Annotated in this window: 10 protein-coding genes; 5 read left to right on the top strand and 5 right to left on the bottom strand. The window is 75.1% G+C overall.

Features of this window, described 5'->3' with window-relative positions:
* Nucleotides 1-147: 147 nt before the first annotated feature.
* Genes dxs through VGB14_07745 form a run of 3 tightly spaced genes read right to left on the bottom strand, consistent with a single transcriptional unit; the run spans nucleotide 148 to nucleotide 3,843 of the window.
* Entirely contained in the window at nucleotides 148-2,034 is a 1,887-nt protein-coding gene (dxs, locus tag VGB14_07755; protein HEX9992803.1) for a 1-deoxy-D-xylulose-5-phosphate synthase, read from the bottom strand.
* Entirely contained in the window at nucleotides 2,034-2,873 is an 840-nt protein-coding gene (locus VGB14_07750; protein ID HEX9992802.1) for a phosphatase PAP2 family protein, read from the bottom strand. Before VGB14_07750 ends, dxs begins: the two co-directional genes overlap by 1 nt.
* 4 nt (nucleotides 2,874-2,877) lie before the next feature.
* Nucleotides 2,878-3,843 (bottom strand): lysylphosphatidylglycerol synthase transmembrane domain-containing protein, encoded by a 966-nt coding sequence (locus VGB14_07745; GenBank protein HEX9992801.1) that lies wholly within the window; start codon nucleotides 3,841-3,843, stop codon nucleotides 2,878-2,880.
* 172 nt (nucleotides 3,844-4,015) lie between these two features.
* Between VGB14_07745 and VGB14_07740 the strand changes: the two genes are divergently transcribed.
* The 3 genes from VGB14_07740 (at nucleotide 4,016) to VGB14_07730 (ending at nucleotide 7,578) form a co-directional block, all read left to right on the top strand.
* Entirely contained in the window at nucleotides 4,016-4,888 is an 873-nt protein-coding gene (locus tag VGB14_07740; GenBank protein HEX9992800.1) for a hypothetical protein, read from the top strand.
* A gap of 225 nt (nucleotides 4,889-5,113) precedes the next feature.
* Entirely contained in the window at nucleotides 5,114-5,953 is an 840-nt protein-coding gene (locus VGB14_07735) for an alpha/beta hydrolase (protein HEX9992799.1), read from the top strand.
* The gene (locus tag VGB14_07730) at nucleotides 5,953-7,578 is read left to right on the top strand and encodes an acetolactate synthase (protein HEX9992798.1); all 1,626 of its coding nucleotides are present in this window, start codon (nucleotides 5,953-5,955) and stop codon (nucleotides 7,576-7,578) included. Before VGB14_07735 ends, VGB14_07730 begins: the two co-directional genes overlap by 1 nt.
* A gap of 3 nt (nucleotides 7,579-7,581) precedes the next feature.
* Here VGB14_07730 and VGB14_07725 read toward each other — a convergent pair whose 3' ends face one another.
* Both VGB14_07725 and VGB14_07720 read right to left on the bottom strand, forming a co-directional pair.
* On the bottom strand, nucleotides 7,582-8,346 hold the full coding sequence (locus tag VGB14_07725) for an MBL fold metallo-hydrolase (GenBank protein ID HEX9992797.1): 765 nt from the start codon (nucleotides 8,344-8,346) through the stop codon (nucleotides 7,582-7,584).
* A gap of 71 nt (nucleotides 8,347-8,417) precedes the next feature.
* Nucleotides 8,418-8,795, bottom strand: coding sequence for a hotdog domain-containing protein (locus VGB14_07720; GenBank protein ID HEX9992796.1), 378 nt, complete (start codon nucleotides 8,793-8,795; stop codon nucleotides 8,418-8,420).
* Between the two features lie 77 nt (nucleotides 8,796-8,872).
* On the opposite strand from VGB14_07720, the gene VGB14_07715 reads away from it, so the two are divergent.
* Nucleotides 8,873-10,264: a TldD/PmbA family protein gene (locus VGB14_07715; GenBank protein HEX9992795.1), complete on the top strand. Its 1,392-nt coding sequence runs from the start codon at nucleotides 8,873-8,875 to the stop codon at nucleotides 10,262-10,264.
* A gap of 10 nt (nucleotides 10,265-10,274) precedes the next feature.
* A partial coding sequence (locus tag VGB14_07710; GenBank protein HEX9992794.1) for a DNA gyrase modulator occupies nucleotides 10,275-10,932 on the top strand: 658 nt, incomplete at its 3' end.

Genomic DNA, 10,932 nt, shown 5'->3' with positions numbered 1-10,932 from the left:
ACCGGGACTGCGATCCACTTCTTCACTTGTCACTCCCGTTGTCAGGTGTGGTCAGAAGCCACGCTGAGTGTTGACACTACGGTCAGTGCTCAAACCTGACAAGAGGGACTTCTCTGCGTGTTCAAGCGACCACGGAGTGTGGTCAAACTACGGTGCAGCCGCACGCGGTGGTGATGAAACGGCCGCGCGCGCGGCAGCCGCCAGGCCGGCGGCGTCCAGACCCAGGTCGGCGAGGATGGCGTCGGGCTTACCGTGCGGCACGTACGCCGTCGGCACGCCGAGGACCCGGACGATGGGAACGGGCCGGTTGCCCTCGTTCGCGCAGAGCGTGGCCACCTCGTCGGCGATCGCCGTCCCGACCCCGCCGTCCCGCACGCCGTCCTCGGCGGTGACGACCGCCGGGTGGGCGGCGGCGTCGGCGATCAGGTCCGGGTCGAGCGGGCAGACGACCCTGGCGTCCCAGACCGTCGCCTCGATGCCCTCGGCGGCGAGAAGGGCCGCCGCCTCGCGCGCCGCGTGGACGAGCTTGCCCACGCCGACGATGCAGACGTCGGTGCCCGACCGGAGCTTGCGGGCCCGGAGGCCGGCGCCGACGTCGTCGGCGGGCACGTCGGGCGGCGCCGTCTTCGGCCACCGGATGGCGACCGGCCCACCGGTGAGCTCGAGCGCGTCGTGCAGCATGACCTGCAGCTCGTGGTACGAGGACGGGGCGAGCACGGTCATCCCCGGCACCTTGCGGAGCAGCGCCATGTCGAGCACGCCGTGGTGCGACGGCCCGTCGTCGCCGGTGATCCCGGCCCGGTCCAGGCAGAACACGACCGGCTGGCGGTGCAGGCCGACGTCGAGGTTGAGCTGGTCGAACGCCCTCGACAGGAACGTCGAGTAGATGGCGACGACCGGCCGGAGCCCGCCCATGGCCATGCCCGCGGCGGCGGTGACCGCGTGCTGCTCGGCGATGCCCACGTCGAAGCAGCGGTCCGGGAAGCGCTCCTGGAACGGCAGCAGGCCGGTCGAGTCCGGCATCGCCGCCGTGATGGCGACCACCTCGGGCCGGGCCTCGGCCTCCTTGACCAGCGCCTCGGTGAACGCCGCCGTGTAGCTGCCCGGCTTGGCCTCGGACGTGTCGTGCAGGCGCTTGACCGGGTCGTCCTCGGCCGGCTTGTAGCCCCGGCCCTTCTGGGTGAGGACGTGGACGACGATGGGCCCCTCGAACTCGGCCGCGCCCCGCAGCGCGTGCTCGAGCCCCTCGACGTCGTGCCCGTCGAACGGGCCGGTGTAGCGGACGCCGAGGTTCTCGAAGAACGCCGGCGGCTCCCAGAGCTCACGCAGCGCGGCCTTCGCCGCGTCGAGCCCCCACGCCAGGTGGTCGCCGACCAGCGGCAGCTCGTGGACAAGCCGCTCCAGCCGGGCCCGGTTGCGGACGTAGCGGGGGTCGACCCGGAGGCGGGCCAGGCTCTCGCCGAGCTTCGACGCCGTCGGCGCGTAGCTGCGCCCGTTGTCGTTGAGGACGACGATCACCCGCCGGCCGCTGTGGCCCAGGTTGTTCAGGCCCTCGTAGGCCATCCCACCGGTGAGGGAGCCGTCGCCGATGACGGCGACGATGTGGCGGCGCTCGGCGGCGCCGTCGTGGGACCGGCCGCTCACCTCCTGCGCGGTGGCGAGACCGTGGGCGTAGCCGAGGATCGTCGACGCGTGGCTGTTCTCCACCCAGTCGTGGGGCGACTCGGCCCGGCTCGGGTAGCCGGACAGGCCGCCGGGCTGGCGCAGCTCGGCGAACCCGTCCCTGCGCCCGGTCACGATCTTGTGGACGTAGGCCTGGTGCCCGGTGTCCCAGAGGAGCACGTCCCGCGGCGAGTCGAAGACGCGGTGGAGGGCGAAGGTGAGCTCGACGGCGCCGAGGTTCGAGCCCAGGTGGCCGCCGTGGCGGGAGACGGCGTCGACGATGAAGGAGCGGACCTCGGACGCCAGGTCGCGGAGCTGGTCGTGGCTCAACGCGCGCAGGTCGGACGGGGAGTTCACCCGCTCGAGGAGCATCAACGCACCGTATCGTCTGCCCGGCGCCGCGCCGATGCGGGGGCCGGCCGGCCCTCCCACCACGCCGTCACCCTCGTCGCCGCCCAGAAGCCGACCGCGAGGCAGGCCGCGCCGGCCGCCGCGTCGAGCCAGTAGTGGTTGCCGGTGACGACGATGCACACGAGCGTCACCACCGGGTAGGCGACCACGAGCGCCCGGGCCCAGCGCCGCCTGACCATGGGGAAGAGGACGAGCGCGCACCAGAGCGACCAGCCCATGTGCATGCTCGGCATCGCCGCGTACTGGTTCGACACCGCTTTCAGCGCGCCGGAGTCGAACGACCACAGCGCGCCGTGCTCGGCCAGCGTGTCGACGAAGCCGTAGTCGGCGCAGGCCCCGAACGCGCCGCAGTCGCCGAGCAGCCGGGGCGGCATCAGCGAGAACGAGGCGTAGCCCACGAGGGCGATCGCCGTCGTCGCCGCCAGGGTCGTCCGCCACAGCCGGTAGCGGCCGGGGGCGCGGAGGAACAGCAGCAGGAGGGCGCCGGCGGTGACGACGAAGTGCGCCGTCCCGTACCAGACGTTCCAGGCGACGATCCCGCCGTGCCCCGGGAGGGACAGGGTCCAGCGCTGGAGGCGCTCCTCGAAGAACAGGCCGACGGCCCGCTCGATGGCGATGACGACCTCGGCGTGCCCGAAGGCCACGTCCCTGGCGTGGGCCACCGACCCGCCCTCCGACCCGAACAGGTTCCGGACCGCGGAGTAGAGGAGGTAGAAGGCGCCGATGTAGACCAGCTCGCGCCACCACTGCAGCCGGGCCGGCGCGCCGGGCGCGTCGGAGCCGCGCGCCGGCCGGGTCACCGGCTCAGGCGATGGCCCTGGTCGGCCTGCCGCCGATGGCGAAGGCGGGCGCGCCGAGGAGGCTGACGACCAGGTTCAGCGCGTAGAGCAGGAGCCCGAGGGCGACGGCCTGCTCGGCCGGGACGCCGAGCGGCGTGAGGAACAGCACGAACGCGCTCTCCCGGACGCCGAGGCCGGAGATGCCGATCGGCAGGACCTGGGCGATGGCGACGGCCGGGAAGAAGGCCAGCATGGCGGTGAGGCCGGCGACCCGGAGGCCGAGGGCCTGGGCCGCCATCACGGCCGCCAGCACCAGCGCCAGCTGGTAGGCGAAGCCGACGAGGACGACCCGCAGGGCGACCCCGGGCTGGCGCCGCAGCCGGTCCACGCCGAGGTGCACGGCGCCGGCGAAGCGCCGCCACCCGGTCGGTGCGGTCGGCCGCTCGCTGAGCGGGCGGCTGGCCACGACGGCGAGGAGCAGGGCCAGGGCCACGAGCGTGCCGCCGGCGAGGGCGAGGGCCACCTGGGTGGCCGTGCCGAGGTGGGTGAGGCCGGGGTTGACGATGAACCCGACGAACGTGATCACCGGCAGCACCAGCCACCCGGTCAGCCGCTCGAGGACGACCGAGGCGAACGTGCGCGGCGCCTCGCCGGTGTCCTTGGCCAGGCGGCTGACCCGCAGGACGTCGCCCCCGATGGTGGTGGGGAGCACGTTGGCCACGAACTGGCCGGCCAGGTACACCGACAGGAGGCGGCCGAGGCGGGCCCGGAGGCCGAGGGCGGCCAGGACCTCCTTCCACCGGAGGGTGGAGAGGACGATGGCCGCCAGGGTGAAGGCGGCCGCGCCGGCCAGCCACAGCAGGTTGCCGATGTCCGAGTCGGGGACGACGGCGCCGGCGTCGAAGTCCGGGATGCGGCTGAGCAGGACCCAGAGCATGACGAAGCTGGCTGCCACCCGGGCCACCAGCACGATCGTCCTGCGCTTGTCCACGTCTCCCCCTGCTCCCGAGCCGCAGGCACCCTGCCACGTCGTGCTGGGCGGCCTGGCGGAATTCTACGGCGGGGGCGTCTGCGATGGGCGGTCCAACCGCGGACGATTCCGGTTGACAAGGTGCATCGAAATGCTATGGAATAGCGCCACGTCGACGGCACGGAGGGGCAGCATGCGCGGGAACCGGTGGGTCGTGGCCCTGGCGGCCGCCGTCGCGCTCGGCGCCGCCGCGTGCGGCGTCCGCTCCGACGTCGCCGCCGGGGTCGAGGTGGTGGCGAGCGCGCCGTTCCTCGCCGACGCGGCCGAGCGCACCGTCGACGCCGGCACCGGCCGCTTCGAGATGGTCGTCACCCTCGCCGGGGTGAGCGAGGACGACGTGTCGATGACGATCGAGGGCGCCTACGACACCGCCGCCGAGCAGGCGACCATGCGGGCCGACCTGTCCGGGCTCGCCGGCATCGCGGGGGCCGGCGGGGCGGCCGGCGCGGCCCTCGGCGGCACGACCGAGCTCGTCGTCGACGGCACCACGTTCTACATGCGACTGCCGGCGCTGGCCGACGCCGCTGGTCAGGAGTGGGTGAGCTTCGACGCCGGCGCCCTCGGCGCGGCCGGGTCGCCCATGCCGGCCGGCGGGCTCGACCCGCGGGTCGTGCTCGACCTGCTCCACGGGAGCGGCGACGTCGAGACCGTCGGCGCCGAGGACGTGCGCGACGTGGCCACCACGCACCTGCGGGCCACCCTGTCGGTCGACGACCTGGCCGCCAGCGTGCCCGCCGAGCAGCGGGCGGCGCTCCAGCCGATGCTCGACTCGCTCCAGGCCTCGGGCACGCTGCACCCGTTCCCGCTCGACGTCTGGGTCGACGGCGCCGGCCTCGTGCGCCGGGTGGCGCTGACGTACACGGTGCCGGCGGGCGCCGTCCCGGGAGCGTCGGCCGGCGGCGACGTCGGGGTCACCGTGTCGGCCGACTACTTCGACTTCGGCGAGCCGGTGGAGATCGTGGTCCCCGACCCGTCCGACGTCGCCACCATCCCCGGCGGCGACTGACCCGCCGGAGGGGTGCGCCGCCGCCGTCCGCGGCGGGGCTCGGGGTCGCCTGCGCCGGCGCTCCGCCGCCGCCGCCGCCGTCGACCGCGGCGGGGCTCGGGGTCGCCGCGCCGGCGGCGGGAGACCCCGCCCGGAGGGTGGCCGTCGGTCCGGCGGGCGCCTGGGTCGGCCCGATGGCCGCGGGTAGGGTGCGGCGGCCCGGCTCGGGCAGGCCCAGGAGGTGCGATGGAGCGGCGCGCGGTCGCCATCCCGGCGGGGGAGCTGGCGGTGGCCGAGGCGGGCGGCGGTGGACGGCCGGTCATGCTCGTCCACGGGTTCACCGGGGCCAAGGAGGACTTCGCCGAGTGGCTCGACCCGCTCGCCGAGCGGGGGTGGCACGCCGTCGCCCCCGACCTGCGAGGGCACGGGGACAGCGTGCAGCCCGACGACGAGGCCGCCTACTCGCTCGCCATCCTCGCCGATGACCTGCTCGCCCTGGCCGACGCCCTCGGCTGGCGGCGGTTCACCCTCCTCGGCCACTCCATGGGCGGGATGGCGGCCCAGGACCTCGCCGTCCGGCATCCCGACCGCCTCGACGCCCTGGTCCTCATGGACACGACCCACCGGTCGGTCGACGTCGACCCGGACCAGGCCCGGCTCGCCGTCGAGATCGTCCGATGCTCCGGGATCGGCGCGCTCGCCGACCTCCTCGCCGGGCTCGACGGTCCACTCGCCACCGAGGCCGACCGTCGGGTGCGGGCCCGCCGGCCCGACTACGCGGAGTACGGCGACGCCAAGTTCCGGGCCTGCTCGTCGGCCATGTACGCGGCGATGGTCCCCCGGATGGTCGTCCAGGAGGACCGCCTCGACGCGCTCCGCCGGCTCGACCTGCCGGTGCTCGTCATCGTCGGCGAGGAGGACGCCTTCCTGGCCCCGTCGCTGGCCATGGCCGAGGCCATCCCCGGCGCGCAGCTCACGGTGGTGGCCGGCGGCGGGCACAGCCCCCAGTTCGAGGCGCCCGAGGCGTGGTGGGCGGCGCTCTCCGCCTTCCTCGACCGGGTGGCGTCGGCCGCCGAGGTTGCCTGATGGCGACGGTCGAGGGGCACGGCGGCGAGCTCGCCCTCGCACCGCTGCGGGGGCTCGGCGTCGGGGAGCTGTTCACGCTCTCCGGCGGCCACGTGTTCCCGTTCTTCGACGCCGCCGTGAAGGCGGGCCTGCGCATCGTCGACGTCCGCCACGAGCAGACCGCCACCTTCGCCGCCGAGGCGACGGCCAAGCTGACCCGCCGGCCGGGGGTGGCCGTCCTCACCGCCGGCCCGGGCGTCACCAACGGGATCAGCGCGGTGACGACGGCCTGGTTCAACGGCTCGCCGCTCGTCGTCCTCGCCGGGCGGGCGCCGCAGGACCGCTGGGGCGCCGGGTCCCTCCAGGAGCTCGACCACGTGCCGATCCTCGCCCCGGTCACCAAGTGGGCGGGGACGGCGACCGAGGTCGGTGACATCCCGAAGCAGGTGGCCGAGGCGGTCGTCACCGCCATGACCCCCCACCGGGGCCCGGTGTTCCTCGACTTCCCCCTCGACGTCGTGTTCGCGTCCTCGACCGCGCCCGTCGAGGTCCCCGGGACCGTCGTGCCGAGCGGAGTCGAGCCGGACCCCGACGACGTGGCCAGGGCGGCGGAGCTGGTGGCCACGGCCGAGCGCCCGGCGATCGTCGCCGGGACCGACGTGTACTGGGACGGCGCCTGGGACGCCCTCCGCCGGTGCGCGGCGTCGCTCCGCGTCCCCGTGTTCGCCAACGGCATGGGCCGGGGCTGCCTCCCGGCCGACGACGAGCTGGCGTTCGGCCGCACCAGGGGGCACCTGAAGGGCCGGGCCGACGTGGTCGTCGTCGTGGGCACGCCCCTCGACTTCCGGCTCTCGTTCGGCCGGTTCGGCGACGCCGCCGTCGTCCACGTCGTCGACAGCCCCGAGAGCCGCGCCACCTCGGCGTCGCCGGCGGTGTCGCCGGCGGGCGACCTCACCGCCATCCTCGACGGCATGGCGGCGTGGTCGGGCCGGCGGGCCGACCACGAGCCGTGGATCGCCGAGCTGCGGGACCGGGAGCGCGCGGCGCGGGCCGAGGAGGACGGCGCGCTCGCCGCCGACGCCGACCCCATCCGGCCCACCCGGGTCTACGGGGAGCTGCGCCGCCGCCTCGACCGGGACGCCGTCGTCGTGTGCGACGGCGGCGACTTCGTGTCCTACGCCGGCAAGTACCTCGACTCGTACACGCCGGGCTGCTGGCTCGACGCCGGGCCGTACGGCTGCCTGGGGACGGGGATGGGCTACGCGGCGGCCGCCCGCCTGGCCCGGCCGTCGAGCCAGGTCGTCGTCGTGCTCGGCGACGGCGCCGCCGGGTTCTCGCTGATGGACGTGGACACGCTGGTCCGCCACCGCCTCCCCGTCGTGATCGTCGTCGGCAACAACGGGATCTGGGGCCTCGAGAAGCACCCGATGCGGATGCTGTACGGCTACGACGTGGCCGCCGACCTCCAGCCCGGGTGCCGCTACGACGAGGTCGTCCGGGCCCTCGGCGGCGCAGGCGAGACCGTGTCCCGTCCCGAGGACGTCGGGCCGGCGCTCGACCGGGCGCTCGCCGCCGACGCCCCGTACCTGGTCAACGTGCTGACCGACCCGGCGGACATGTACCCGCGGTCGTCGAACCTGGCCTGACGGTCAGTCCAGCTCGCCGTCCAGCTGGGCGTACCCCCGGCGGACGGCGTGGGTGAGCGCGGCCGGCGGCCAGGGCCAGCGGCCGGCGCCCTCGTCGACGGCGCGGTCGACGGGCACGCCGGCGTCGTGGAGCTCGCGGACGACCTGGGCGACGTCCACCAGGCCGGCCCGCTGCTCTATTGCGAACGCCCTGTCGACCACGTCGCCGTGCCCCGGGACGACGGTGTCCGAGTCGCCCACGAGGTCGAACACCCGCAGCGCGGTTGCCGGCCACTCGAGCGGGAAGGCGTCGTCGCCGTAGGCGGGCGGCGCCGACTCCTCCACCAGGTCGCCGGCGAACACCACGCCGGCGTCGGGCACCACGAGCACCAGGTCGTTGTCGGTGTGGCCGCGACCGACGTGGTGCAGGCGGACCACCCGGTCGCCGAGGTCGAGCGAGGCGACGTCGCCGACCAGGTGGTCGGGCGGGGTGACGACGACCTCGGCGAGCTCGTCGGCGTGGGCCGGGTTGGCGTCGATCATCGCCTGGCGCGCCGTCTCGGCGTTCGCTGCGAGGTACGGGACGATCGCCTCGTGCCCCCACAGGTCGGCGTCGGCCAGGGGCGGGCGGAAGCGGGCGTTGCCGAAGCAGTGGTCGAAGTGCCCGTGGGTGTTGACGACCCACCGCACGGGGCCGTCGCCCAGCTCGCGCAGGTGGTGGCGGAGCTCGTCGGCCTGCCGGTGGCTGCCCCTGGTGTCGACGACGAGCACGCCGTCGGCGCCGACCACGACGCCGATGTTGAGGTCGAAGGTGCGGTAGCGGCGGCGGTAGACCCGGTCGCCGACCTCGTCCCAACCCGTCAGCGGGCCTTCTCCAGGAAGCGGTCGACGACGACGACGACCCTTGTGACCTTGCCCGCGGCCACGAGCCCGGCGCCGTCGGTGACGGCCACGCTGAACGTGAGCCGGCGCCCCTCGACCTTCTCGAGCGTGGCGTCCGCCCGGACCGCGGAGCCGACCTTCGTCGGGGCGACGTGGTCGACCTGGATGCGCATCCCGACGGTGGTCTCGCCCGGCTCCAGCTCGCCCTTCACGGCCCGGACGCTCGCCTCCTCGCACAGCGCGATCACCCGCGGGGTGGCGAGCACGGGGACGTCGCCGGAGTGCATGGCGATCGCCGAGTCCTCCTCGCCGACCACGTGATCGACGGTGGCGGACAGGCCGGGGCGGAGCGGCACCGGGGTACGATAAGCGGCCTGCCCGTGGCCGGGCCAGCGGATGGCGTGGCCCACCGGCCCGACCCCTGGGAGGCTGCGTGATCGACGAGGCCGTGATCGGCCGGGTGCTGCAGTCCGCGCTGCGCACCGGCGGCGAGTTCGCCGAGCTGTTCGTCGAGGACCGCCGGTCGACGACCGCCGTGCTCGACGACGGCCGGGTCGAGGAGCTCAGCTCGGGCCGCGACCGCGGCGCCGGCGTGCGGGTCGTGGCCGGCGACACGACGGGCTACGCGCACACGGCCGACCTCACCGAGGCCGGCCTGGCCGCCGCGGCCGAGGCCGCGTCCGCCGTCGCCCGCTCGGGCGGTGGTGGGGCGCGCACGGTCGCCGTCACCCGGCGGGCCGTCACCCGTCCGGGCGTGATCGAGGTCCTGCCCCAGGACGTGCCCAAGTCGGCCAAGGTCGCCCTCCTGCGCCGGGCCGACGAGGCGGCGCGGGCGACCGGCGGCGCCATCCGCCAGGTCACCGTCCGCTACCTCGACGGTCGCCGGCGCGTGCTGGTCGCCAACAGCGACGGCCTGCTCGCCGAGGACGACCAGGTCCGCACGGCGTTCGTCGTCGGCTGCGTCGCCGTCGGCGACACCGGCCTCCAGACCGGCCGCGAGAGCATCGGCCACACGGTCGGCTTCGAGCTGTTCGACCGGGTCGACGTCGACGAGCTGGGCCGCCGGGCCGCCGAGCGCGCCCTGACCAAGCTGTCGGCCCGGCCGGCGCCGAGCGGGACGATGCCGGTCGTGGTCGCCGCCGGCACCGGTGGCGTGCTGTTCCACGAGGCCTGCGGCCACGGCCTCGAGGCCGACCTGGTCGCCAAGAAGGCGTCGGTGTTCGCCGGCCGTCGGGGCGAGCAGGTGGCCAGCCCGCTCGTCACCCTGGTCGACGACGGCACCATGAGCGGCGAGTGGGGGGCCCTCGGCATCGACGACGAGGGCGCGGCCGCCGGCTACCACGTCCTGATCGAGGACGGGGTGCTCACCGACTACATGTACGACTGGCTCCGGTCGCGCTCCGAGGGCCGCCAGCCGTCCGGCAACGGCCGCCGCCAGAGCTACCAGCACCTGCCGATGGTGCGCATGACGAACACGTTCGTCCTGAACGGCACGGACGAGCCCGATGACATCGTCGCCGGCACCGAGTCGGGCGTGTACGTCGCCCAGCTGAGCGGCGGCGAGGTCAACACGGCCACCGGCGACTTCGTGTTCGGGATGACCGAGGCCTACCTGATCGAGGACGGCCGGCTCACCGAGCCGCTCCGGGACGGCAACCTGATCGGGAACGGCCCCGAGGTCCTGCGCCGCATGGAGGCGATCGGCAACGACTTCGCCATGGGCGGACCGGGCACGTGCGGCAAGGACGGCCAGGGGGTGCCCGTTGGCGACGGCAACCCGACCCTGCGGGTGTCGCAGCTGACCATCGGCGGCACGGCGGCGTGAGGCGGCCGGCATGAGCGACCTGCTCGAGGTCTGCCGCCGGGTGGCGGCGATGGCCGGGCCCCGCGAGCAGGTGGAGGCGTACGCCGTCCACCGCCGCGACACCGACGTGCGGGCCTACGAGGGCGACGTCGAGTCGCTGTCGGCCGCCGAGGCCGAAGGCGTGGGCATCCGGGTGGTCGTCGACCAGCGCCAGGGCTTCGCCTACGCGGGCAGCCTGGCCGACGACGTGGTCGCCGAGACCCTTGCCGAGGCCCGCGACAACGCCGAGCTGGCCACCCCCGACGAGCACGCCGGCCTCGCCGCGCCGGATGGCGTCGTCCCGCCCGACCTCGACGTCTGGCGCGAGTCGCTCGCCGGCGTGCCCACCGACGACAAGGTGGCGATGGCGGTCGAGCTCGAGCGGGCCGTCCGCTCGGCCGACCCGCGCATCGCCGGCGTGCGCTCCGCCGACTACAGCGACGTCCTGGCCGAGGTGGCGATCGCCTCGAGCACCGGCGTCGCCGCCGCCTCCCGGTGGACGGCATGCACGATCTCCGTCCAGGCGCTCGCCTCCGAGGCGGGCGAGACGCAGGTGGGCACGGGCTGGTCGGTCGGGCGCGAGTTCGGCGACCTCGACGTGTCGGAGGCGGCGGCCCGCGCCGTCGAGCGGTCGACCAGGATGCTGGGCG

This window comes from Acidimicrobiales bacterium (genome assembly GCA_036399815.1).
Lineage (GTDB): Bacteria > Actinomycetota > Acidimicrobiia > Acidimicrobiales > DASWMK01 > DASWMK01.
Note: the sequence above shows the minus strand (reverse complement) of the source record. Positions and strands in the feature narration are given on the sequence as shown.

Bases quoted from the DNA above. Each gene is read 5' to 3' on its own strand.
- dxs (HEX9992803.1), bottom strand. From the start codon at position 2,034: ATGCTCCTCGAGCGGGTGAACTCCCCGTCCGACCTGCGCGCGTTGAGC.
- VGB14_07740 (HEX9992800.1), top strand. From the start codon at position 4,016: ATGCGCGGGAACCGGTGGGTCGTGGCCCTGGCGGCCGCCGTCGCGCTC.
- VGB14_07735 (HEX9992799.1), top strand. From the start codon at position 5,114: ATGGAGCGGCGCGCGGTCGCCATCCCGGCGGGGGAGCTGGCGGTGGCC.
- VGB14_07730 (HEX9992798.1), top strand. From the start codon at position 5,953: ATGGCGACGGTCGAGGGGCACGGCGGCGAGCTCGCCCTCGCACCGCTG.